Raw genomic sequence first — 23,819 nt, forward strand, 5'->3', positions numbered from 1 at the left:
AGCCCGGCCGAGCACTGACGAGCAGGAGCACCCGTGCCCACTGAGACCGAGATCGACGTCCTGGTGCTCGGCGGCGCCGGCGTGGACTCGATCGTGTACGTCCCCGAGCTGCCGCTCCCCTACGCCGACAGCTACATGGTGCCCGCGATCGACATGCGCGCCGGGCAGACCGGCGACTTCGTCGCGATGGGCGTGCAGGCGCTGGGGCTGCGCACCCATCACATCGACCTCATCGGCGACGACCACGAGGGCGACCTGGTCCGCGCACTGCACCGCGAGCGCGCGATCCCCTTCACCGAGGTACCGCAGCGCGGCGGCACCAAGCGTGCGGTGAACCTGGTCGGTCCCGACGGGCGGCGCCTCTCGCTGTACGACAGCAGCCGGGCGCAGGGCACGGAACGGCTGCCCACCGCCGCGGTCGAGGCCCTCGCCGCGGTGAGCAGACATGCCCACGTCTCCCTCACCCATCCGTGCGCCTTCGCCCTGCCCACGCTGCGCGCGGCCGGTGTGAGCATCTCGACCGACCTGCACAACTGGGACGGAGCCGAGCCGTACCACGAGGCCTTCGCCCACCAGGCCGACGTCGTCTTCCTGTCGGCCACCGCCCTGACCGACCCGGAGAAGACCATGCGCCGGATCGCCGCGCGAGGCCGGGCCGAGGCGGTCATCGCGACGGCCGGGGCCGAGGGAGCCCACCTCCTCGTCGACGGCGAGCTGTCCCACGTGCCGGCCGTCACGCCCCCGGCGCCCGTGGTGGACTCCAACGGCGCCGGTGACGCCTTCGCCTCGGCCTACCTCTTCGGCCGCCTTGCCGGCGAGTCCCCCCTGCGGTGCGCCCGCTACGGAGCGATCGCCGGCGCGTACGCCTGCACCGTCCCGGCCACCGGCACCGACGTCATCACCAGGGAACAACTCCTCTCCCTGGCCGCCGAGTCAGTGGGCGGACCGCCCGCTGAACCACCGCGGGCCTGAGCGACGATGGCCGGGTCCACCACGCAGCGACACGGAGGAAGAGACATGGCATCGCGGACCGACGTGCGCACCGGTCGTGTGCTGTACGGATGCATGGGGCTCGGCGGCTCCTGGGACACCACGCCGTACGCCGCCGAGGACATCGCCACGGCCGAGGCCGCCGTGGACGCCGCGCTGGAGGCCGGCATCACGGTGTTCGACCAGGCCGACATCTACCGGCACGGCAAGTCCGAGGCGGTGTTCGGCGAGGTGCTCGCCAGGGCGTCCGGACTGCGCGAACGCATCGTCCTGCAGACCAAGTGCGGCATCCGTCTGGCCGACGGCGACCGGCCCGGTCTCTACGACCTGCGCGGGCCGACCATCGTCCAGCGGGTCGAGGAGAGCCTTACCCGGCTGCGCACCGACGTGATCGACGTCCTGCTCCTGCACCGCCCCGACCCGCTGACCGGACCGGAGGAGATCGCGAAGGCCCTGGCCTCGCTGCACGGACAGGGCCTGGTGCGCCGGTTCGGCGTGTCGAACATGAGCGCCGCGCAGATCGCACACCTGCGGGCACATCTTGACGTACCGCTGGTCGCCAACCAACTGGAGATGAGCCTGGAGTGCCGCGACTGGGTGGAGGCCGGGGTCCTGGTCAACACCCCGGCCGCGGCCGACAGCGGCTTCCCGCACGGGACACTGGAGTACTGCACGACCAACGGCATCCAGCTGCAGGCCTGGGGAGCCCTCGCCCGGGGCCGCTTCACCGGCGGCGGCGAGACTCCGACCGCACGGCTCGTCGCGGACCTCGCCGCACGCAAGCGGACGACCCCGGAGACGATCCTCCTGTGGTGGCTCCAACGGCACCCGGCACAGATCGCCCCCGTCATCGGCACCAGCCGCCCGGACCGCATCCTGGCCTGCCGCGACGCCGTACACCGCGAACCCGACCTCACCCACGAGGAGTGGTACGACCTCTGGATCACCGCTCGGGGCGGCCCGTTGCCCTAGGCGCCGCGCCTACAGCCGCCGGACGATCTGCGCACCCACCCGCTCGACCGGGGTACGGCTGTAGACGTGCACGAGGGCGAGGTGGAAGAGCGCCGGTGCGAGCGGTGCCCACCGGTGAACACGGTCGGGCCGCAGTACGTACTTGATCACTGCCGCGGGGCGGAACGGCACGTAGTCGATGGTCTGGTGCTCCCACCTGTCGGCCACTCCCCTGCTCATCCGCGCTTGCAGGCCTTCGCGGGTCAGATCCTTCAGCCGCGCGTAGAAGTGGGCGCTCCAGTGGCGCTTCTCGATGTCCAGGACGAAGGCGAGCAGCTCCAGGGAGTACTCGTGCGGCTCGATGGCCAGCTCCTCGCGCATGCCGCGCCGGGCCACGGCGTGCAGGTCCGGGGCGCTTCGGCCGGACGAGTCGATGTGCCGGGACATCCCTTCGTTGACGGAGGAGTTCCACACTCCCGGCGCCATCCGGACCCGGTCACTGCGGCGGCTGACGACGAGCATGTCGTCGGCGGTCACCACGGCGATGTTGACGGCGAAACTGCACTGCAGGAAAGCGGGGGCCCGCAGGGGGTCGTCCGGGTCGAGGTGGCGGGAGCGGGGTGTGCCGCCGTCGGCCAGGCGGCGGTCCAGTTGTTGGGCGGCGAGGAAGGTGTAGTAGTCCGTCGGGCGCAGCCTCAGGTGCACTTCAGGGTGCTCGTCGAGTGCGGTGCGGGAGACGTCGAAGGACTCGACGGCATAGCGAGGACCGTTCCACAGCGGTGTACGGCCCTCGGCCCGCAACCGGGTGCTCTCCTCCTCGATCTCGGCGCGCCAGGCGACCATGTCGGGTGGCAGCTCGATCTCTTCGTCGAGAACCTGGATGTAGACGGCATCGGCGGGGATGGTCGACTCGCCGTCCCCTTCGACGATCAGCGCCGAGGTGTGCAGCGGACCCACCGAGAAGGTCCGCCAGGCGGGGCTGGACTCCTTGCGCTGGCGCAAGGTGCGCATCGCGCGGGTGGATCGCGTGCGCAGTCGGTACAAGCCGTTCTGCAGCGGCTGCTGGAAGAGCACCGCGAACAGCATTCCCAGTACGGCGCCGACGACGCCGTTGGCCACATCTATCCCGCCCATGTCAGGCAGCGTAGACGGAAGTTGATCACGTCGGGTGCGATCTCGTCCGTTCGCTGCTGCCATCATCGATGCTGTGACCGAGCCCGCCGTCGAAGTTCAGCCCGTCGTGCGGCAGAAGGCCCACAGCCTTGGAGCCCTCGGTGAGCGGTGGCTCGCCGAACTGCCGGGTCTCGTCCGTGATCTGGAGCGTAGCTGGTCGGTCGAGGCCGGGCCGCCCCTGTCCGGCGGAACCTCCGCCTACGTTGCGCGGGCCACGGCCTGCGACGGCCGGGACCTGGTGCTCAAGGTCGCGCTTCCCGCGGCGGACCTCACGCACGAGGCGCGAACCCTGCGTCGGGCGGAGGGCCGGGGGTATGTGCGGCTTCATGCCGACGACCCCGACCGGCACGCGATGCTCCTGGAAGCGCTCGGGCCGTCGATGGACCGGCTCGGCCTCGCTCCTCGGCGGCAGATGGAGACCCTGTGCGCCATGCTGCGGAGCGCCTGGCGGGTGCCCCGTGCCGACGCCCCGGATGGGGGCCCAGCCTTCGATCCGGCACAGGAGAAGGCCCGTTGCCTCGGCGAGATGGTCGGGCGGGCGTGGGAGAACCTCGGGCGGCCCTGCTCGGAGCGGGTCGTGACCAAGGCGCTCACCTTCGCCGAGCGGCGTGCCACCGCCTTCGACCCCGGACGGTGCGTCGTCGTGCACGGTGACGCCCATCCCGGCAACGCACTGCGGGTCGCCGCGCCCCGGGCCGGGGCCGAGGCCGGCTTCGTCTTCGTGGATCCCGACGGGTTCCTCGCTGATCCCGCGTACGACCTGGGGGTCGTACTCCGCGACTGGTGCGCGGAGTTGAGAGGCCGGGACAGACCTTCGGCCCGCGGTCTGATCCGCTCGTACTGCGGGCTGCTCGCGGCCCGTACGGGCGTGGACGAGCGGGCGATCTGGGAGTGGGGCTTTCTCGAGCGGGTCTCCACCGGGCTCTACGTGCTCGACTTCGGCGCGGAGGATCTGGGGCGACCGTTCCTGGACACCGCCGAGTTGCTGGCCTGAACCCGCCGTTGCCCCTCAACTGGCCTGCACAGGTGAGCATTTGACGGCCCCCTTGGCGCGTGGAGCCGTAGAGTCGAGAGGGGCAGATGTGGCGCGTGCCACACGATCCAGGGTGTGTGACTTAGGTTAGCCTAAGCTAAGTTATCGAGTGATCGCCTCTCTCGGAGGCGCCTCAGTCAAGGAGATTGACGCAGCATGTCCTCACTCACCTGCCGCATCCGCCGTACCGCCGCAGTCGCCGTGGCCCTCGCCGCCGGCAGTGCGCTGGCCCTGACCGGTACCGCCTCCGCGCAGCCGGGCCAGGCCTCCGGCAAAGCGTCCGGCTCGACCGTCGAGTCCGCGCCGCTCGTGAAGGGGCTCTACCAGTCCGCGTACTCCGAGCGGAACAACGTGCTGTGGGCCACCTCCGCGGTGGGCCGGCCGCCCGTCACCACCTCCAGCCTGCTGAAGGTCGACCCGCGCACGCTGAAGGTGAAGGCCAGCTACGCGCCTCCGGTCACCAACCCCACGACCGGCGCCGTCGAGGCCGTCTACGGGATCGCCGTCGACGACGAGCACAACACCGTCTGGACGACGAACACCCGCGACAACTCCGTCGCCGTCTACGACCAGCGCACCGGCAAGCACCTCACCTCGCTGCCCGGCGTGAACCACGCCCGTGAGGTCGTCGTGGACGCCAAGCGCAACACGGCGTGGGCGAGCGGCTTCGGCGACGGCACCGTCGTCGCCTTCGACACCCGCACCCTCAAGGAGAAGAAGCGCGTCACGGTCGAGGGGGCGGGCCCGACCGGCCTCACCGTGAACGGGCGGACCGGCACCCTGTACGCCGCCGACCTCAACGGCGACCGGATCATCGAGGTCACCCCGAAGGGCGAGAGCCCGCGCCTCATCCCGACCGGCGACGGCCCCATCTCCATCGCGCTCTCCAAGAACGGCCGCACCGCCTACACCGCGGACCAGGCCGCAGGCGGCCTCTCGGTCGTCGACCTCAAAAAGGGCACCGTGACGAAGTCCGTGCCGACCGGCGCGGGCGCCCTGTCCGTCGCCACCGACCGGCGTTCGGGCAAGGTCCTGGTCGCCAACCGGACCCCCGGCAACGTCACCGTCGTCGACCCGGCCAAGGGCGCCGTCATCGAGACGCTGGCCACCGGCGCCAACCCCAACCACGTGCAGGTGACGGGCGGTACGGCGTTCGTGGTCGACAAGTCCGGCTCCGGCCCCGAGGGCCAGGACCAGGCGCACCGCATCCGCATCGGCCGCTGAGCTCACGCGCACACCGAGAACCGGCACGACGCCCCGCCCGCCACACGACCGTGGCGGGCGGGGCGTCTTTCGTACGCGGCGACGGGTTACGGGATGAGCCGCTGTGCGGTGACACTCACCGCGCCGGGCACATCCACCGGACCACTCGCACGGACAAGGCCCTTGCGTACGAGGCGACTCTGCGCCGCGACCGTCGCGATCACCCCCGCACCGAGCAGCGGCCAGGCAAGGGGGCCCGCGGCGATCACCGCCGTGACCAGGAGCGGACCCCCGCTGCGCTGGGCCGAGGAGGAAAGGCCGTGCACGCCGAGGTAGGCACCCTGGGCGTCATCGGGGGCGAGCGCGATGGAGAGCTCCCAGGACGCGATGGCGTGCAGTATCTCCGCGAAGGTGAAAGCGATCGCCGCGGCCACCAGGGCGGTGACGGCCAGCCACGTGTCGCCCGCCACCGATGCGGTCATCGCGGCGCAGCCGACGACGAAGCAGGCGGCCAGCGGCACGAGGAGTGCGCGGGCCGCGTCCGGCGTGCCCCCGAAGCGGGACAGCGGGACCTGGCAGCAGACGACGAGCACGCAGTTGAGGACCATGAGCAGTGGCGCGAGGCCGTGCGGGGCGTCCGTGGCGTGCACGATCCACAGGGGCATGCCGACCTGGAGCACGGCGTCGTCGAGGAAGAGGGCCGCCTCGGTGGCGGTGAACAGCAGATAGGGACGGTCGCGCCATGGGTTCGACGGCGGAGCGGGAAGCTCGGACGCCGTGGAATCGGTGACCACCCGGGAGGGGGACGGCGGTTCCGCGCAGCGCAGGGTGAGGAGGACGGCGACGAGGAAGCTGAGGACGTTGCCGACGAGCAGGGCCTGGTAGGCGTGGTCCGTGCCGACGGCGAGGGCGAGCGCCCCGGCAAGGCCGCCGATGGCCCAGCCCGCGTTGGACACGGTGCGCTGCACGGCTTGGTACCTGGTGCGGTCGGGGCCCGCGATGCGGGCGGCGTACAGCTTGGTCAAGACGTTGGCCCCGCGGTCGGCGAGGCTGTTCACGGACGAGTACAGCAGGAGCAGGGAGAAGTTGTCCGTCGTCAGCAAGGCCAACAGGGCGACGGCTTGCTGGAGTTGGGCGCCGATGATGACACGGGTGACGGGGAACCGGTCGGCGAGGTGGCCCGCGAGCGGCGCACCCGCGATGCCGACGGCACCCGAGACCCCCATGAGCACGCCCACCTCGGCGACGGAGAGCCCGGTGACCAAGGTGAAGTAGAGGGCGGCCGCCCCCATCCACAGCCCCGTTCCGACCTTGTTGATCAGGGCGATCCAGAGCATGCGGCGGCCGTCGACACCCCCTGGTATGCGTGCGTACAGCGCGGCCCGCCTACGACTGATGCCCACCACTCCCCCTTGGCTTCCCATGTCGTCCCACTTGACTCAACTTTTGTACTGATACATACTCAGTTACGTGGCAGCACAATATGCGATCAGTGGCACGACCGCCAAGGGCATTACCTCGTCGGTCGAACAGGTCGTGGCCGACGGCGGGTTGGGCCCGGGCGACGCCCTGCCTCCGGTACGGCGACTGGCCGATGACCTCGGGGTCAGCGCGGGTACGGTGGCGACGGCCTACAAGGAACTCCGGCAGCGCGGGATCGTGGTGACGCGCGGACGGGGCGGCACGGTGGTCGCGCAGGCACCCGCGGTCGGTGCGCGCCGACCCCCGAGAGTGCCGCACGGGGTGTGCGATCTAGCGGGCGGACATCCGGACCCGGCACTGATGCCCGTACTGCTGCCGCCCGAGCGAGTGGTCCCCGTCCTCGGTTCGCATCGCGGTTCGCCGCGCCGTACACGACTCGAGGAGCTGTCCCGTGAGTGGTTCGCCCGCGACAAGATCCCTGACGGACGGGTGACCTTCGCGCACGGGGCACTGGACTGCATGGCGCGGCTGCTCTCCGCGGAGTTGAAGCCGGGTGACGCGGTGGCCGTCGAGGACCCGGGCTTCCACCATCTCCTCGATCTGGTACCGGCGTTGGGCCTGCGCATGGTGCCGGTCGCGGTGGACGACGAGGGGATCAGGCCGGACGCGCTGACCGTCGCGCTGCGGGCCGGGGCCAGGGCGGTGGTGTGCAGTCCGCGGGGGCAGAACCCGATGGGCGGCTGCTTCTCGGAGGCGCGACGGGACGCCCTGCTCGAAGCGCTCGGCGGGTTCCCGGACGTCCTGGTCATCGAGGACGACCACAACGCGGAGGTCGCGGGCGCACCCTCGTACTCGCTGGCTTCCGGCGGCCTTGCCCGGTGGGCCCAGGTGCGGACCGTGTCCAAGCATCTGAGCGTCGACCTGCGGTGGGCCGCGCTCGCCTGCGACGCGACCACACTGGCCCGGCACGAGGGCCGGATGCTGCTCACTTCGGGATGGGTCAGCCACCTGCTGCAGGAGACGGTCGAGCGCACGATGCCCGACCCCGCCGCGCGGACGCTGGTCGGGCGGGCCCAACAGGCCTACACCGAGCGGCGCGAGGCGCTGATCGCGGAGCTCGCGCGGCACGGGATCGCGGCGCACGGCGCGAGCGGGATGAACGTGTGGGTTCCGGTGCGGGACGAGTCCGCCGTGGTCAACGGCCTGCGTTCACACGGGTGGTGGGTGGCGGCGGGCTCACGCTTCCGCATCGCCACACCCACCGCCGTACGGATCACCGCAGCCACGCTCGAGGTGCCGGACGCGGCCCGGTTCGCCGCGGACCTCGCCTCGGTGCTCGTCGACTCCGAGGCCACGTACGGAGGTTGAGTGCCCGGCGCGGGACAAGAGACACGGGACGAGAGGCAGGAGGCAGGCCGTGGGTGGCAAGCGGATGATCAGCTGGCGTCGGCTCGGCGAACCGGACTTCCCCATGCTGCGGCGGTGGCTGGAGCAGCCGTTCGTCGCACGCTGGTGGAACCACGAGACGTCACCCGAGGCGGTGGCGCGCGACTTCGGCCCGGCTGCCCGTGGCGAGGAGCCGTCGGAGGATCTGCTCATGCTCCTGGACGGCGAACCGTTCGGCCTCGTCCAGCGCTGCCACTACGCCGACTACCCCGAGTACGGGGAAGAGTTGGCCGGGCAGGCGGAGATTCCCGAGGGCGCCATGAGCATCGACTACCTGATCGGAGAACCCGCGTATGCCGGCCGGGGGCTCGGCACGCGCATGATCCGGGCGATCGTCGAGGCCACCTGGAGCGATCACCCCGAGGCGACCGCGGTGATCGTCCCCGTACACGTGGGCAATCACGCGTCCTGGCGCGCCCTGGAGAAGGCGGGCCTGCGGCGGATCGCCGAGGTCTCGCTGAAACCCGACAACCCCATCGACGACCGCGCCCACCATCTCTACCGGATCGACCGGCCCGCGCCGTGAGCGGGCCGGCCCCGGCTCAGCCCCGCGCGGGGAGCGCGATGCGGTCGAGACGCTCCCGCTGCTCCGCGCTCAGCCGGAGACCGGCCGCGGCGACGTTCTCCGCCAGATGGTCGAGCGAGGCGGTGCCGGGAATCGGCAGCACGACCGGCGAACGGTCGAGCAGCCAGGCCAGGGCGATCTGCGCCGCGGTGGCGTCGAGTTCGGCCGCGACAGCCGCGATCTCGGCCGCGCCGGTCGAGGCCGCCGGGTGGACCGGCCGCCAGGGCAGGAAAGCGATGCCCGCCGCGTCACAGGCGTCGAGCACGGCCTCGTGCTCCCGGTCCAGCACGCTGTAGCGGTTCTGCACACTCGCCACGTCGACGATCTGTCGCGCCTCGTGCAGCTCGTCGGCGGTGACCTCCGACAGGCCGATGTGACCGATCCTGCCGTCGAGCTGGAACTCCCGCAGCGTGCCGAGCTGATCGGCGAGCGGCACCTTCGGGTCGAGGCGGTGCATCTGCAGGAGCCCGATCCGCTCGACGCGCAGCCGCCGCAGGGCCTGCTCGACCTGCTCGCGCAGGAACTCCGGCCGTCCGTTGATCCGCGCCTCCTCGCCGGGAGCCGGGCGCTCGATCGCGACCTTGGTCGCGACGAGCAAGTCGTCCGGGTACGGATACAGCGCTTCGGCCAGGAGTTCCTCGTTGGCGCCCCACCCGTACATGAACGCCGTGTCGATCAGCGTGATGCCCAGCTCCACGGCCCGCCGAGCCACCGCGATGGAGGCGTTCCTGGCCGTTCCGGCCTCGGTCGCCAGGCGCATCGCCCCGAATCCGATGCGGCGGACGGGGATGTCACCGCCGATGCGGAAGGTGCTCGATGTCATGTGTCGTCTCTCCCCTGGGTTGATGTGACCGGGCCGGGTCGGCGCCGCCTGCGCAGAAGGTGGTTCACCCAGACCACGAGCCCCACCAATGACAGCACCACCGCCCCGCCCACGAGGGTGACGGTGCCCCCGACGAGGAGGTACAGCAGGAGCAGCTCCCATGCGGACGGTTCCTCGGCCATGCTCCTCCTCGCGCCACACCTGTCACCACGACGACGAACCGAATGCGTGATCGGTTCCCGCCGACTTCACCAATCCCGTCGATCCCGGCGGGAATTGCGCATCCCCGTGCATTGACGGCTCATCACGCCCGGTTCAGGGTGTTGCCTCCCGAAAGACCTCACGAAGGGTTCCCTTCATGCGAAGACGAGTCTTTGTCCGCGGTCTGGCCATCACCGGCGCGGGGTTGACCCTGCCCGTCCCGTCGGCCGCTGCTGCCACCGCACGGCCCAGCACCGCGGCCGCGGCCGCGGCCTGGCACCAAGTCGCCGCACCGGCCGCGCAGGAAGCCGCCCACCTCCTCGCGGTCACCGCCGCCGGACCCGAACTCGCCTGGGCCGTGGGCGAACAGGGCCGCAACGGAGGCACGCTCGGCACCCCGCTCGCCCTCAGCTGGAACGGCTCCGCCTGGTCACGGACCGACCTCTCCCACCTGACGTACAGAGGCGGACTGCGCGCGGTCGCCGCCTCACCGGACGGCGCGTCGGCGGATCGCACCGCCTGGGCCATCGGCACGGACACCGCCGGGCACGACCAGCTCCTCGCGTGGGACGGCACCACCTGGCGCGAGACGGACTTCCCCGGACGGGGTGAACCGGGAACACGGCTGACCGATGTCACCGCTGCCCCCGGCGGCCGGTTCTGGGTCTCGGGCCGGCACGGTGACCGCGCCGGCCTGATGCGCGGCGACGGCACGACGTGGCGCTGGTGCCGACCGCTGCCGGACGAGGCCGCCCCCACGCCGACCGGCGTCCATGTGGCGCCCGGCGGTGAGGTGTGGGTCTACGGCGACATCATCGCCCGCTGGGACGGCGCCTGGACGGTGGTGCCCCGCACACTCGGCATCCGCGCCTCCGTGACGGGACTGCTCCCGGTCGCGCACGACGACATCTGGCTCACCGGATTCGCGTACGGCGTGGGCGGACCGCCCGGCAAACCGCCCGGTGTCACGCTGCAGCACTGGGACGGCACCCAGTGGACCAACGTCCAGGCGCCGTTCACCGTAGGCCTGTTGAGCGGCATCGCGGGGGACGCCACAGGGCAGCCGGACCGGATCTGCGGCTGGGACTTCTGGGACCAGAAGCGCGCCCACTACCTGCGCTGGGACGGCACGGCCTGGCGCAGCGAACGCGGACCGGAGACGCCGTCCACCTATCTGCCCCAGGCCATCGCCCCGATCCCCGGCACGGACGGCGGCCACTGGTCGGTGGGCACGACCTCCTTCTCGCCGTACCCACCCGCCCAGGTCCGCGTGGAACGCTTCGGCTGACCCCTGACCCCTGACGTCTGTTCCCTGACGCCTGAGCCCGCCGCCCCCGACCCGGCGCCTAGGCCCTCGGCGTGATGCTGAAGTCGAAGGCGGAGGTTCCGGGGTCCACGGCCGTCACCCCGCCGTCGACGGTCAGCGTCGCGCCGTTGACGAAGGAGGCGGCGGGCGAGAGCAGCCAGGAGATCGCCTCCGCGACCTCCTCCGGCTGCCCCGGCCGGCCCGCCGGGACGAGCCGCGTCGCTTCCTCGTAGGCCGCGTCGGCCCCGCCGTCCCCCAGGGCTGCCTCTTCGGCGAACCGGGTCATCCGCCGGTCGGCCATCTCGGTGCGCACCCAGCTGGGGCACACGGTGTTGGCGCGAAGCCCGGCCTTGCCGTAGTCGACGGCAAGGGAGCGGCACAGCTGGAGCAGCGCCGCCTTGGACGTGGCATACGCGGCGTTGGCCACGCCGTTGCGCAGCGCGGCGACCGAGGCCACCGCGACCACCGAGCCACGCGCCTCCAGGAGATGGGGAAGCGCGGCCCGCATCAGCAGGAAGGGGCCCGTCAGGTTGGTGCGCAGCACGGCGTCCCAGTCCTCGTCGGACAGATCGCCGACCGCCCCGCTGCGCCCGACCCCGGCGTTGAGCACCAGCCCGTCGATGCGCCCGTAGGCCTCGACGGCCGCCGCGACGAGACCGGCGACCTCCGCGGGATCACCCGCGTCCGCGGGGTGGGCCAGCGCACCGGTCTCCTCGGCGACGCGGCGCAACGGCTCGGGGCGCCGCCCGGAGACGACGACGCGGTGCCCGGCCGCGCGCAGCTGCCGGGCGGTGGCGGCACCGATGCCCGTCCCGCCGCCCGTGACGACGACAACTCGACTCTCCGTCATGCCTGTTCAGCCTCCGAACGCGGTCGTGAGCACATGCCCGCGATCATACGTAGGCCGCTCACGACCGCGTTCGGATGGCCTGCCCGAAGGCCCTCGCGGGCCGTCGGCCCTACTCGTCGATCGCCGCGCCGAACGCCGCGCCCGTGCCCGGCGCGCCCAGCGACTCCGCCCCGTAGGTCCACGACCCGGACGCGGTGACGCCACCCGCCCCGGCGGACAGGACCCACACGATGCCGTCACCGGCGTTCTCGCGGGGCGCGGCGGCCAGCAGACCGAAGCGGCCGTCGTTGTTCGGGTCCGTCAGGCGCACCTGGGCACCCCACTTGTCACCCTTCTCGGCCGCGCCGGGGATGTCCGTCGAGTTCTGGTCCCACGACTTGGCACCGACCCCCGTCAGGCCGTGCTCGGAGCCACGCAGCACCCAGGCCGCCCCGGCGTCCGCGACCGTGCCGATGTCCTCGCCGGGAGCGCCGATGGCGACGTCCGCGTATCCGTCGCCGTTCGTGTCCGCCACGGACAGATCGGCGCCCCAGCCGTCGCCGCGCTCGGCGACGCCGGGTACGTCCACGCTGTCCTGCGTCCACCACTTGGCCTCGTCCTTGAGGCCGCCCGCGTCGCCGTAGCGGACGCCGACCAGGCCGCCGGTCTGCGTCTCGCCCCCGTCGTCCGGGGAGTTGGGCTCACCGGTCACCAGGTCGTCGAAGCCGTCGTGGTTGATGTCGCCGGACGCGGCCACGGGTCCGCCGCGCAGGTCGTGCTCGTACTTGAGGCCGTCGGCGTTGCCCGAGAAGTACGCGGACCAGCCGTGCCCCGGCTCGTCGCCCACGGTCACGCCGGACACGACGAGATCCGCGTATCCGTTCTTGTCGTAGTCACCGGTGGTGAGCGACTTCGGCGTGATGTCGCGCTCCTCGGCCGCCGCGGCGAGCCGCTTGGTCTCCTGGTGCCGCAGCGGGGCCTGTCCGTCGGCCTGCGGCGCGGCGTCGTACGCGAAGAGCTCCAGGTCGTCTCGGTCCAGTACGGCGAGGATGTCGCCCGGCGTCTCGTCGGTGTGGTGCGCGGCGGCCAGGCTCAGTCCGAACTGCTCGCCCTTGGTGGGCTCCTGGGTCTCCAGCCAGTCGCTGGAGGCACCACTGAGGCCGTCCTTCGAGCCCCACAGGATCGCGACCCCACCCGCGTCCGCCGTGTCGCCGATGTCCTCGCCGGGGATGCCGACGATCGCGTCGTCGAACCCGTCGGCGTCCAGGTCACCGGTGGCGACGGCCGTCCCGAAGCCGTCGGCCGCCTCGGCGGCGCCCGCGACACCGGCCGTCGACTGGCTGAACCGGTCGACGGAGGTGGTGTTCATGCCTCTGGAGGAGCCGTACTGGGCGGTGACGAGACCGGCGCCCTTCTGCCCGCTCACCGTCGCCCCCGGGGCTCCGACCAGCACGTCCTCGTATCCGTCGCCGTTGAAGTCACTGTTGCGGTCGTCGGCGCGCGTACCCCCGGGGGTGCCTGCGACGGCGGAGGGGGCGGCGACGATGCCCGCTCCGGTGAGAAGGAGGAATGAGGCCGCGGCGAGGGCGGCCGAACGGTTCTTGCGCACGAGCGGCTCCTGAGAAGGAAAGTGGCCGGGCAGGCGCGAGGGTGTCCGGAAAGGGCCCGTTCCTTGTCCGGCGCCCTGTTCGACACCGCATGGGGCACAAGGGTTGTACGCGACCTCCTGCGCGGAAGCGGGGCCTGTCATTCCCTCTGAGATCATGGCCGCCACAGGACCGCCGCAGAACGGGAGAGCCAGCGCGTGCCCCAGAACCAAGTGACCTGCCGGGTGGTGTACGCGACGGATCCGCCGGTCGTCGTCAACTGGGGCGGCGGCGAACGGCACGGCGCCGACGACGCGTTCGGCCGCCTCTGGCGTGACCCCGCAGGGCCCGAGCGGGACCCGCGCCGCTCGCTGCGTTCCTTCCACATCGTTCCCGACGGCCGGGCGCCGATCGTGCGGGTGACCACCGAGCAGCCGCTGGGCTCCCGTGCGAGCGGACGCCCCGCGGTCTACCGCGTCGACGACGCCGGCGGCGTCCCGCTCGCCAGGATCACCTTCCGGCGCCGCCCCCTGCTGCGCCTTGGCCGCGCGCGGTGGACCGTGGAGCCCGTCGCGGGGCCCGCGCTCCTGGGTTACCGGGGCCGCCTGGTGTGGTGGGCCGTGTGGTGGCCCGTCGGCCTGCCGCTCAGCCTGGTATGGGGCATCACCTCGCTGCTGGGTGAGGGCGACGGCGGCTTCGGCGCCCCGCGCCGGATCATCTGGCGTGACGCGTCCCGCCGGGCGCGGCTCGTCTTCCGGGGTCTCGCCGACGAGTACCGGGTGCTCGGCCAGGACCTGGACCTGCGTGTGGTGGCCGCGCTGGTGGCCCTGCACCAGTCCTTCGACCCGTCCGAGGGCGGCGGGGCGCTGGGCTGGTACGAGAAGGCGTGAGCGACGCCCGGCGGTTCGGCGGGCCTTCCGGGTGACGCGGTTCAGCGGGCCTTCTTGGTGACCACGAACCGGTCGATGACCAGGTAGTCGATCTCGGTGGCCAGGAAGCACTCCAGCGCGTCGCGCGGCGAGCAGACGATGGGTTCTCCGGCCACGTTGAACGAGGTGTTGAGCAGGCAGGGCACGTCCGTTCGCGCCGTGAAGGCGCGCAACAGCTGTGCGAGCGCGGGATTCTGCCGGTCGTCGACCGTCTGGACGCGCGCCGTGCCGTCCACGTGGCAGGCGCCGGGTATCCGCTCCTGGAACTCCTTGCGCACCGGGAAGACGAAGGTCATGTACGGGGACGAGGTCTTCTTGCCCATCTCGAAGACGCGGGGCGCCTCGGACGCGAGGACGACCGGCGCGAACGGGCGGAAGGGCTCCCGGTGTTTGACCCGGAGATTGATGATGTCCTTGATGTCGGGGAAGGACGGGTTGGCGAGGATGCTGCGGTTGCCCAGGGCGCGTGGCCCGAACTCGGCACGGCCCTGGAACCAGCCCACGACGTTCTTGCCGGCCAGCAGCCCCGCCGTCCTCTCGGCGGCCGCGGGGACATCGGGCTCCTCCTGCCACTCCACACGGTCCGCGTACTCCCCCAGTACGCCGAGGATCTGCCGCTCGTCGTACGAGGGCCCCAGGTAGGGCGTGGTGACCGCGTCCGCGGGCCGGTTCCTGAGACCGGCCGTGCATACGGCCGCGCCGATGGCGACGCCCGGGTCGCTGGCGCCGAAGCTGACCTCCATGCCGGTGAACGACGACCGCTGGAGCATCTTCGTGTTGGCCACGCAGTTGAGCGCGAGGCCGCCCTCGAAGAGCAGGGTGTCCAGGCTGGAGGCGGCGGTCAGTTTCCGCAGTTGATGGGCGGTGACGGCCTCGACCATGTGCTGGGCGAACCCGGCGACCTTGACCCGGAAGTCGAACTCCTCGCGCTTGACGCTGTCACCGCCGAACAGCTCGTCGAAGAGCGCGTAATAGGCCCCGACGTCAGCGGGGACGGTGAGGGTGTACGAGCCGTCCTCATGCAGGCGTACGACGTGTTCGAGGAGGGGGTTGTGCTGGGGCGCAGGGCCGTAGGCGGCCAGGCCCATGACCTTGTACTCGTCGTTGTTGGGCACGAACCCCAGATAGCGGGTGATCCTTCCGTAGGTCACACCGAGCGAGCTGGCCATGTCGACGGTGCCCTCGTCGAAGAGGCGGACCACGCCGTCGCGCAGCTCGCCCATGACGGCGGAGAGGGTCTCTGCCCGGCCGTCGCTCACCAGGAAGGCGGCGTCGCCCCCGCCCGCCAGGTAGGCGCCGCACATGAGGTGGGCCAGGTGATGCGGCACCAGGGTGAGCTTGTTGGGGTCCAGCGCGTGGCCGGTGCGCCGGACGAAGTCGTCGTACACCGCCTCGCGGCTGAGCATCCCGGTGTAGAGCTCGCCCGTGCGCCGCAGTGAGTCGAACTTCTCCGCGACCGGCATGCCGGAGTCGCATATCCCCGCGATCATCTCCTCGGCCACGGTCGGCGAGAAGCGCCAGGGGAAAGCGACGACGTCGACCTGGTCGAGGGCGACACCGGCGGATTCCAGGCACCAGCTGATCGCGTTGGCCGGGAAATCGGAGGTCTTCTTGACCCGGCTCAGCTGTTCCTCCTCGACGGCGGCGACCACTTCGCCGTCGATGGTCAGGGCAGCCGCCGCGTCGTGACCCACCAGAAGATTACGACCGACACCGGTCGCCCCGTAGAGGCGTCCGAAGAGTTCCGCACCCCTGGTGAATCCGTTGTAACCGAGCACGATCACGGGCTTTCATCCTCCTTGTCGGAACACCTTGCCACTGCAATTCGGGCGGTCATAACCTGGGGCCGGACACCCGTGACCGAAAGGATCCGTTCGTGGGAAACAATGCTTCTACAACCCCTCTGACCAGCACAGTCGTCGCCGAAGGCTTTGACCGCTGGAGTCCTCCGCTGCACAAGGAATTCGAGACCAACACCCAGAACGGCCGGGTGGGACAGACGCTCGTGAAAGAGACCGAATCGGCGCGTGTCTGGGAAACCCATCTCCAGCCGGGAGAACGCATTCCTGTTCACCGGCACGTACTCGACTATGTGTGGACGGCCCTCACCGACGGCCTGGCCCGCCAACACGCGAGCGACGGCAGCAGCCGGGAAATCTCGTATGTCCGCGGGCAGACCCAGCATTTCAGCTTTACCGAAGAGAGCCATCACCTCCATGACCTGAAAAATATCGGCGACTCTGTTCTGTCGTTCCTGGTCGTCGAGATAAAAGACGGGGCCAACAAGCCTCTTCCGTTGGCGGATGGCCTCGAAGGCCCCTGATCCGGCTCACAGTGCGGCGGAGAGCGCGGTGAGCAGTGCGTCGTTCGCGCGCCGGTTGCCGATGGACACGCGGCAGGTGGCGGGGATGAGGAAACCCACGTCGGCGACCACGATCCCCGCGTGGTGCAACTGCTCCATGACGCGCTCGTGTTTGTGCAGCCGCACCAGCAGGAAGTTGGCCTCCGAGGGGAACACCCGCTCCACCGCGGGGTGTTCGGCCAGCATTCCGGCCATCCGGTCACGTTCGGCCCGGATGTGCCGGATGCTGGCGAGCACCCGGCGTGTGTCGCTGAGCCGCTCCCGCACGGCGGCCTGCGAGGCGTCGGTGAACCCGAAGGGCACCTGCACCCGCCGCAGCGCCTCGATGATTCCGGGGTGCGCCAGGGCGATCCCGCACCGCGCGCCGGCGAGCCCCCAGGCCTTGGAGAGCGTCCTGAGCACGATGAGGTTGTCGTGCTCGGCGACCAGACCGGCGTACGAGGGCTTCTCGCTGAACTCGACATACGCCTCGTCGATCACGACAAGGCCTCGCGTGCCGGTGACAAGAGCGCGCACCTGCTCCGGGTCAAGCCTGGTCCCCACCGGGTTGTTCGGATCGCACAGGATGGTGACCCGCGGATCGGCGGCCAGGATCCGCTCCGTGTCGAGCTCGGACAACTCGTCGCCGCGCAGGGGCACTTCGACCAGCGGCAGGCGCAGCAGGCGGGCGAAGTGGGCGTAGAGCGGAAAGGTGGGCGGTGTGACGCACACGCTCTCGCCGGGCGAGGCGAGCGCCGCCAGGAGCAGCATGACGCCGTCGACCGAACCGCTGGAGAACAGCAGATGGTCCGCTGTCAGGGTGTCCGTGCCCTCGTGGCCCGGCAGCTTCGAGATCGTGTCCAGGTAGACGCGGGCGAGTTCCGCCGTGTCGAGGTGGGGGTACTGGCCCGCGGCGCCCAGGAACGGGTTGGTGTTGCTCGACAGGTCGATGGTGTCGAAACGTGGCTGACGGCGGGCGCGCGCCGGGCCCGGCACCGGCACGGTCGTGACGGGCGGAGCCGCGAAGCGCGACAGCGCCGGCTCCACCCCGGCTGCCTCCGGGACCGTGCGGCCCTCGGCGCGCAGCCAGTGGTCGAGGGGGACGAACAGGTCGGCCCCGAGGCGGCGCTTGCCGTCGGCATCCCCCGGGCCGAGGTGGACCCAGTGCAGGCCAGAGCGTCGGGCGTCCAGGTAGAGCCCGTACAGGGCCGCGGCGTGAAGATCACTCGGTTCAGCATCACAGGCGTCGGGATCGATGGCCTGCGTCAGGTGGTAGAGCCCCCTGCCGTTGTGCGACCGGGCGGTGAGTGCGACCTGGACGACGGTCTCGCCCCTGCGGCGCACGAGCATCTCCGTGCGCTCCGCCAACACGCCTCCCGCCAGGGCGTCGAGGGCCGCCGCGTCGTACGGGTCGTGGCCGCCGCCGTCGCGCTCCGCCCGGCGCCGGTGCAGTTGCACGAAGGCATCCCGCGCCCAAGGTGCCCCGCCGAGCTCACTCAAGCGGATCCGCTCCCAGGTGAGGTCGCGGGAGAGCGCGTCATGGCGGCGGCGCAGGGCGCGCTGTCGCCCGCCGCCCACGCGGGCGCGCAGCACATCGTCCACGTCCCCCGTCAGCCGCACGACGCACTCGGAATCGGCGGCCAGGGGTTCGAAACCGGCTGCCCGCAGCGTGCGGGCGTCGTCGGTGCGGCGCACGTTGGGCACGAGGATCTGCCGCACGTCCAGCGCCTTGGCGCGGCGCACCAACTCCTCGACGGCGTGGGCGGAGGGAGCGGGGCTCGTCGGGTTATAGAGGGCCGCGCCGCCGATCAGGGTGGGGCGCTCCAGGGCTTCGGGTCCCAAGGAGCCGAAGGCGTCCGCTCCCGCGACCAGTCGGCCCAGGGTCCCCACCGGTTCGCGGCCTCCGAGGGCGGCACCGAGCGCCTCCTGCAGCGCCTCCGTGTCTGTGGGCCTGCGCATGTCAGTGCTCCTCTCCTCGTTCCGTCGCGGGGTGGCCGACGTGGGCCTCGACGCGGTCGCGGTACTCCTCGAACAGCTCGGCCAGGGTGCGGGCGATGCCCACCTTCCAGTCGACGGAGCAGTCGCCGATCAGACCCCGGCGGACCTCGTGGTCGAAGATCGCGGTCTCGCGGCTGTAGTCGCTGCGGTCCAACTGCAGCGGTACGCCGGTGAGCGCGGACATGTACTCGAGCAGGTCGGTCATGCCGACCTCCTCGTCCCCGCCCCAGTTCACCACCCGAGCGGGCGTCCGCGCCGCGCCCCACAGGAGCGGCACCTGCCGGACGAGGTCGTCGGTGTGCAGCAGATTGCAGTGGTTCTGCCCTTGTCGTGGCACCGCGCACGGCTGTCCGGCCCGCATCTGCCTGAACAGGATCATGGGGACACCGCCGTGGCCGTACGGCCCGTAGGCGATGTTGAGCCGGGCGATCACCGTCGGCAGTCCGAGCGCTTCGGCCAGGCCCCGCGCCACCCCTTCGGCGGCGAGCTTGCCGACGGGGTACGTCGGCAGCCAGGGCACCGCGCCGCCCACGGCATCGCCCTCGCGGTAGCGATGGGTGCTGTCGGCCCGGTTGTAGACCACTCCGGACGACACGTACAAGAACGCCTCGGCGGTGGCGCAGTGGGTCATCAGGCGTGCGGTGCCCGCGGCGTTGACGCGCGCGGTCTCCGCGAAGTCGTTGCCGTCGCCCCGGTGCACCGCCGAGTGCAGTACGTGGGTGAAGTCGCCCGGCAGGCCGCTCAGTTCATCGGTGGACATGTCCCAGGTGAAGGTGTGTGCGCCCATCTCCTCCAGGGCCTTGCGTGAGGCCGGGTCGCCGAACCGGCCCAGGCACCACACCTCGTTGTCCGCCGCGAGAGCCTCGGCGACAGGCATCGCGACCTGCCCGGTGCCACCCGTGACGAGAATCTTCTTGCCGTGCATTCGTGAGTCCGTCCTTAGCCGAGCGCGTGGCTCAGTTCGTGGCGCAAGGTTGCCTGGAAGGTCTGTACGTGCTGGGGGCTCATCAGGGTGTAGTGCTCGCCGTCGACCTCGATGTACCGGTTGGGGTCGCGGGTGAAGTCGTCCCAGTGGCGCAGCTGGCCGTCCAGCCACTCCTGTTTGGTGCCCTTGAGCGGGGTGCAGTAGAAGACGCGTACGTCCCCGACCGCTCCCGAGGGCTCGTAGGTGCGGCCCAGGTGAACCATGCTCTGCGCCAGGTGCACCCAGGTGGTGAACTGCTCGACGGTCAGGTCGAGTTCGATCAGGCGCCGCTTGGGCGCGTGGTCGACGAGATAGGCGAGCTGGTCGGCTTCGGGCAGGGGGCGCAGGGTGGCGTTCAGGCCCTCGATGTCGGCGGGGGCGATCAGCTCGAGGAAGAGGGCCAGGTTGATCGCGCCGTCGGTGAAGGTGATCTCGTTCATGCGGCCGGAGATGCTCGGCGGCAGGTTGAAGACACCCACGAACTTGACCTCGTCGCCGTCCGCCTCGAGGCGCTTGGCGATCTCGAAGGCGACGGCCGCGCCGTAGGAGTAGCCCGCCACGGCGTACGGTCCGCTCGGCTGGGTCCGCCGGATCGCCTCCACATAGGTGGTGACCATCTCGTCGAACGACGCGAAGTGGCTCTCGCCCTGCCCGAATCCGCGGGCCCGCAGCGCGTAGAAGGGCCGCTCGCCGGTGAAGTACTTGGCGAGGTTGACGAACACCAGCACCTCCCCCAGGCCGGGATGGACGCAGAACAACGGCGTGCCGTCCCCGGTGACCTGCAGGGGCACCAGCGGGTCGTAGGCACGGTCGCCGCCGGCGCCGCGTGCGGCGGCCAGCCGGCCGGCCAGCGCGCGCACGCTGGGGGCCTGAAGGAGCGTGGACATCGGTACGTCGTCGATGCCGAACTCGGTCTGTATCTCCAGCTTGAGCCGCAGCACGTCGAGCGATGTGCCGCCCAGGTCGAAGAAGCTGGCGGTCGCCGGGACCTTCTCGGTGTTCAGTACGCGGGCGTAGATGCCGGTCAGGGTGATCTCGACCTCTCCCCGCGGCGCCACGTAACCGCCGAGGAAGCGGGTGCTCACCTCGTCGGAGCGGCGGGCGGCGGCGTCCAGATCGCCCGTCTCGACGGCCGCCCGCAGCCGCGACCGCTGGATCTTGCCGAGGTTGCCGCGGGGGATCTGGGCTTCGGTGACGGGCACGATCAGCTGGGGCCGGAAGCCCCAGTGCATCACCGTGGAGCTGCGGATCGCGACCAGGGACCGGTACACGGCCGAGTCGTCGGCGGGGTCGCCCGCGGGGACGAACGCGACGGCGAGCGCTTCCGAATCGGCGCCGTCGGGCCGGATCGGGAAGGCCGCGACCTGGCCGCGCCGTACACCGTCCAGTTCGTCGAGGACCGCTTCCAGGTCGTGGCTGTAGTAGTTGACGCCGTTCACGATGACGGAGTCCTTCGTCCGGCCGACCAGCGTCAACCGGCCCTCGGAGTCGAGGCGTCCCAGGTCCCCGGTACGGAACCAGCCGTCGGGGGTGAAGGCCTGGGCGGTGGCCCGGTCGTTGCCGTGATAGCCGTCGGTGACCATCGTCCCGCGCAGCTGCACCTCTCCGGACTCGTCCGTGGTGGGCCGGTCGGTGGAGGCGAGGACCGTGCCGTCGCCGTCCACGACGCGGATGTGCAGGCCGCGCACGGGGCGGCCCAGCGGGGGGAACTCCGTGTCCAGGTCCCGGGCGGCGAACTCACGGTTGAAGACGCTGCCCGCGCACGTCTCGGTCATCCCGAACGCGGGCACAACCACGTCCGCGCGCAGTCCGTGGGGCGCGAGCGTGTCCAGGAACGCCCGGACGGTGCCGGTCACGGTGGCCTCACCGCCGGAGATGATGTGCCGCACCCGCGACAGGTCCAACTCCTCGGGCGGAAGCGGGCGTTGCGCCAGAGCCTGGTTGATCTGCCCGAACAGGAAGTTGGGCGTGAACGTCACCCGCACCCGGTGGGCGGCCAGCAGCCTGAGGAATTCGACGGGGTCCGCGAGCACGGTGGCCGGAGTCGCCATGACCTGGTCGGCTCCGTTGAACATCGGCAGCAGGTTCGCCTCGATCGCGGCGATGTGGTCGGCCGATATCCAGTTCAGCGAGGTGTCGTCGGGCCCCAGATCCAGCGCCCCCGCCTTGCCGGCCTGCGCGGCGAGGAGGTTGGCGTGGGTGAGCCTGACCGCCTTGCTCGATCCGGTGGACCCGGAGGTGAGCATCAGTACGGCGAGATCGTCCGGTGCGGGCGCGTGCAGTTGGTCGCCGTCGGCCGCGGCATGGCTCAGTTCCTCCACCGTCACCGCCCGCAGGCCGACTTCGGGCAGGTCACCTCGGGAGTCCTTGGAGAGGATCACCAACGGGTCGGCCAACAGCGTGCGCAGGTGCTCCAGTTGCATGCGCCACCGGGAGGGATCGGCGGGCGGCGCGACCGGGCAGGGCACGACACCGGCCAGTACGCACCCCCAGAAGGCGCGGAAGAAATTCTCGGGGTCGTGGGCGGAGATCAGAACCCGCTCGCCCGGGGCGGTGCCGTGGTCGCGCAGCCCTTGGGCGATCCGGCAAGCACACTCCCGTAAGTCGGCGTACGAGAGGAATGACCCGCCGATGAAGGTGATGCCGCGCGATGTGTCCCGAGCCGCACACTCGAGCAGTTGCGGGAGCGTCGCAGCGTGACGTTGATCCGGCATGGGGATGACGACCTCCGATCAGAGAAAAGCACCGTGGCTGGGGATGCGGCTCGGGCCAGGCCTCGGGGCGGGCGCGATTGAGCACCCGGCAAAAGGTGGCGAGCTCGCAATTTCTCGCGATCCAGAATTTTTCTCGTGACGACCGCCCGCGGGTGGCGGATCCCGTCAAACGCCGACCTCGTTGAAGCGCACGATCTCGTCGATCGTCTTCTGCAGCTTCAGTTCGTCCGGGTCGGAGACGATCGCCTGACCGAACCGGCCGTACGGGCCGGTCGACGCGTCGGGCGACAGGGGGTATTTGATTTCGTCGAAGGAGAAGTTGCGCTCGAAATCCTGCTGGGTCAGTGTGTCGTCGCCGGAGCGGCGCAGGAGGATGTATCCGTAGAAGCGGTCGGGTACGTGGTCGTCCGGGATCCGCCTCGGCTCTTCGCCGAGCGCCAGGCTGATTTCCACGTCGAAGAGGTCGACACCGAAGGTCAGTTGATTGACCTGCGGGGACAGCGCACCGGGGAGTCTGATGGCGCACTCGCCGAACGTCAGCCCGGCTTCTCGCGCGAATGCCTCCATGTGGAACACGCAGTCCGGTGCGCCAAGGCTTTCCAGCGCCTCCCCGGCGAGCTGCTCGGCCTGCCGGAACAGGTCAGGATGCAGCCGGCGGTCCAGGATGTGCGCGGACAGGATGCCACCCTGCACGGCGCTGAGCGGCGAGATGTGGTTGCTGCTCATGGACGACCACTGGAGACGGCCGTTCCGCCAGATGCCGTCCATGTAGACCTCGGGGGCGTCGACGAAGGACTCGGCGACGATCTCGACGTCCGACTGGCCCGGGAACAACTCCAGGGCCCGCGCGTGCTCTTCGGGAGATCGCACGATGCTCGTGCGCAGTGAACCGGCTCCGATCGCGGGCTTGATGACGAAGACGTCGCCCAGGTCCCTGGAGAGTTCCAGGAACGACGTGTTCTTCGATACGTACCGGCACCGCGCGCGCTTTACGTGCGGCGGCAGTTTGCTCTTCTGCAGATATTTGTCCCGGAAGTTCAGGGCGGCCCTTGAGTCGACGTTCCCGGGGAGGTTCAGCTGTTGACGCAAATAGGTGGCGCCGAATACGCCCATTTCATGGACGGTGAGTACTCCTGCCACATCATCGACATGCGCCGAGAGCACCGCTCGCCATATTTCTTGAATGTTCTCGATGTCGGCGACCCGCTTGAAGCGTCGCCCTTTCGGGGCACCGAAAGGCGCCTGCACGATATAGCAGGGATCCAATCCCCTGCGCCGGAGAACTTGGTCCAGGTCATCCCTGTAACCGATGACAATCATCGTCGGCATGCTTGTCTCCCCGAAT

20 protein-coding genes are annotated in these 23,819 nt (G+C 70.7%); 9 read left to right on the top strand and 11 right to left on the bottom strand.

All coding sequences use genetic code 11. The features are described from left to right. Positions 1-33: 33 nt before the first annotated feature. Both ACWD02_RS12350 and ACWD02_RS12355 read left to right on the top strand, forming a co-directional pair. On the top strand, positions 34-972 hold the full coding sequence (locus tag ACWD02_RS12350) for an adenosine kinase (RefSeq protein WP_451208154.1): 939 nt from the start codon (positions 34-36) through the stop codon (positions 970-972). A 45-nt stretch (positions 973-1,017) separates the two neighbouring features. Next, positions 1,018-1,962, top strand: coding sequence for an aldo/keto reductase (locus tag ACWD02_RS12355; protein WP_451208156.1), 945 nt, complete (start codon positions 1,018-1,020; stop codon positions 1,960-1,962). 9 nt (positions 1,963-1,971) lie between these two features. Here the strand turns inward: ACWD02_RS12355 and ACWD02_RS12360 are convergent, their stop codons facing one another. Further along, positions 1,972-3,075, bottom strand: a complete 1,104-nt coding sequence (locus ACWD02_RS12360) for a hypothetical protein (RefSeq protein WP_451208159.1) — start codon at positions 3,073-3,075, stop codon at positions 1,972-1,974. A gap of 73 nt (positions 3,076-3,148) precedes the next feature. On the opposite strand from ACWD02_RS12360, the gene ACWD02_RS12365 reads away from it, so the two are divergent. Continuing rightward, complete coding sequence (locus ACWD02_RS12365; protein ID WP_451208161.1) at positions 3,149-4,108, top strand: aminoglycoside phosphotransferase family protein; 960 nt, start codon at positions 3,149-3,151, stop codon at positions 4,106-4,108. Positions 4,109-4,303: 195 nt separating this feature from the next. Continuing rightward, positions 4,304-5,371, top strand: coding sequence for a YncE family protein (locus tag ACWD02_RS12370; protein ID WP_451208164.1), 1,068 nt, complete (start codon positions 4,304-4,306; stop codon positions 5,369-5,371). Between the two features lie 86 nt (positions 5,372-5,457). On the opposite strand, the gene ACWD02_RS12375 is transcribed toward ACWD02_RS12370, so the two are convergent. Further along, positions 5,458-6,774 carry an MFS transporter gene (locus ACWD02_RS12375; protein ID WP_451208167.1) on the bottom strand — a complete coding sequence of 439 codons (1,317 nt, stop codon included), beginning with the start codon at positions 6,772-6,774 and terminating at the stop codon, positions 5,458-5,460. Positions 6,775-6,820: 46 nt separating this feature from the next. On the opposite strand from ACWD02_RS12375, the gene ACWD02_RS12380 reads away from it, so the two are divergent. Next, entirely contained in the window at positions 6,821-8,140 is a 1,320-nt protein-coding gene (locus ACWD02_RS12380; RefSeq protein WP_451208170.1) for an aminotransferase class I/II-fold pyridoxal phosphate-dependent enzyme, read from the top strand. Between the two features lie 49 nt (positions 8,141-8,189). Next, the gene (locus tag ACWD02_RS12385; protein ID WP_451208173.1) at positions 8,190-8,744 is read left to right on the top strand and encodes a GNAT family N-acetyltransferase; all 555 of its coding nucleotides are present in this window, start codon (positions 8,190-8,192) and stop codon (positions 8,742-8,744) included. Positions 8,745-8,760: 16 nt separating this feature from the next. Here the strand turns inward: ACWD02_RS12385 and ACWD02_RS12390 are convergent, their stop codons facing one another. Together ACWD02_RS12390 and ACWD02_RS12395 are read right to left on the bottom strand one after the other, a co-directional pair. Next, positions 8,761-9,606 carry an aldo/keto reductase gene (locus ACWD02_RS12390; protein WP_451208176.1) on the bottom strand — a complete coding sequence of 282 codons (846 nt, stop codon included), beginning with the start codon at positions 9,604-9,606 and terminating at the stop codon, positions 8,761-8,763. After that, a complete protein-coding gene (locus tag ACWD02_RS12395; protein WP_451208178.1) occupies positions 9,603-9,788 on the bottom strand; it encodes a hypothetical protein in 186 nt (61 codons plus the stop codon). The genes ACWD02_RS12390 and ACWD02_RS12395 overlap by 4 nt, the downstream gene beginning before the upstream one ends. Positions 9,789-9,964: 176 nt before the next feature. On the opposite strand from ACWD02_RS12395, the gene ACWD02_RS12400 reads away from it, so the two are divergent. Beyond that, the gene (locus ACWD02_RS12400) at positions 9,965-11,095 is read left to right on the top strand and encodes a hypothetical protein (RefSeq protein WP_451208180.1); all 1,131 of its coding nucleotides are present in this window, start codon (positions 9,965-9,967) and stop codon (positions 11,093-11,095) included. A gap of 58 nt (positions 11,096-11,153) precedes the next feature. On the opposite strand, the gene ACWD02_RS12405 is transcribed toward ACWD02_RS12400, so the two are convergent. Together ACWD02_RS12405 and ACWD02_RS12410 are read right to left on the bottom strand one after the other, a co-directional pair. Beyond that, the gene (locus ACWD02_RS12405; protein ID WP_451208184.1) at positions 11,154-11,963 is read right to left on the bottom strand and encodes an SDR family NAD(P)-dependent oxidoreductase; all 810 of its coding nucleotides are present in this window, start codon (positions 11,961-11,963) and stop codon (positions 11,154-11,156) included. Positions 11,964-12,072: 109 nt separating this feature from the next. After that, on the bottom strand, positions 12,073-13,551 hold the full coding sequence (locus ACWD02_RS12410; protein WP_451208187.1) for an esterase: 1,479 nt from the start codon (positions 13,549-13,551) through the stop codon (positions 12,073-12,075). Between the two features lie 195 nt (positions 13,552-13,746). Here ACWD02_RS12410 and ACWD02_RS12415 point away from each other — a divergent pair, with 195 nt between their 5' ends. Next, positions 13,747-14,418: a hypothetical protein gene (locus ACWD02_RS12415; protein ID WP_451208190.1), complete on the top strand. Its 672-nt coding sequence runs from the start codon at positions 13,747-13,749 to the stop codon at positions 14,416-14,418. A 41-nt stretch (positions 14,419-14,459) separates the two neighbouring features. On the opposite strand, the gene ACWD02_RS12420 is transcribed toward ACWD02_RS12415, so the two are convergent. Next, entirely contained in the window at positions 14,460-16,241 is a 1,782-nt protein-coding gene (locus ACWD02_RS12420) for a carbamoyltransferase family protein (RefSeq protein WP_451208193.1), read from the bottom strand. 92 nt (positions 16,242-16,333) lie between these two features. Here ACWD02_RS12420 and ACWD02_RS12425 point away from each other — a divergent pair, with 92 nt between their 5' ends. Continuing rightward, positions 16,334-16,780, top strand: coding sequence for a hypothetical protein (locus tag ACWD02_RS12425; protein WP_451208196.1), 447 nt, complete (start codon positions 16,334-16,336; stop codon positions 16,778-16,780). 6 nt (positions 16,781-16,786) lie between these two features. Here ACWD02_RS12425 and ACWD02_RS12430 read toward each other — a convergent pair whose 3' ends face one another. From ACWD02_RS12430 to ACWD02_RS12445, 4 genes are all read right to left on the bottom strand, one after another. Continuing rightward, positions 16,787-18,757, bottom strand: a complete 1,971-nt coding sequence (locus ACWD02_RS12430; protein WP_451208199.1) for an aminotransferase class I/II-fold pyridoxal phosphate-dependent enzyme — start codon at positions 18,755-18,757, stop codon at positions 16,787-16,789. A 1-nt stretch (position 18,758) separates the two neighbouring features. Next, the gene (locus ACWD02_RS12435) at positions 18,759-19,721 is read right to left on the bottom strand and encodes an NAD-dependent epimerase/dehydratase family protein (RefSeq protein WP_451208202.1); all 963 of its coding nucleotides are present in this window, start codon (positions 19,719-19,721) and stop codon (positions 18,759-18,761) included. Positions 19,722-19,735: 14 nt separating this feature from the next. Then, a complete protein-coding gene (locus tag ACWD02_RS12440; RefSeq protein WP_451208205.1) occupies positions 19,736-22,474 on the bottom strand; it encodes an alpha/beta fold hydrolase in 2,739 nt (912 codons plus the stop codon). A 165-nt stretch (positions 22,475-22,639) separates the two neighbouring features. Next, complete coding sequence (locus tag ACWD02_RS12445; protein WP_451208207.1) at positions 22,640-23,803, bottom strand: ATP-grasp domain-containing protein; 1,164 nt, start codon at positions 23,801-23,803, stop codon at positions 22,640-22,642. Positions 23,804-23,819: the final 16 nt, after the last annotated feature.

This window comes from Streptomyces sp. NPDC002853, from assembly GCF_053591915.1.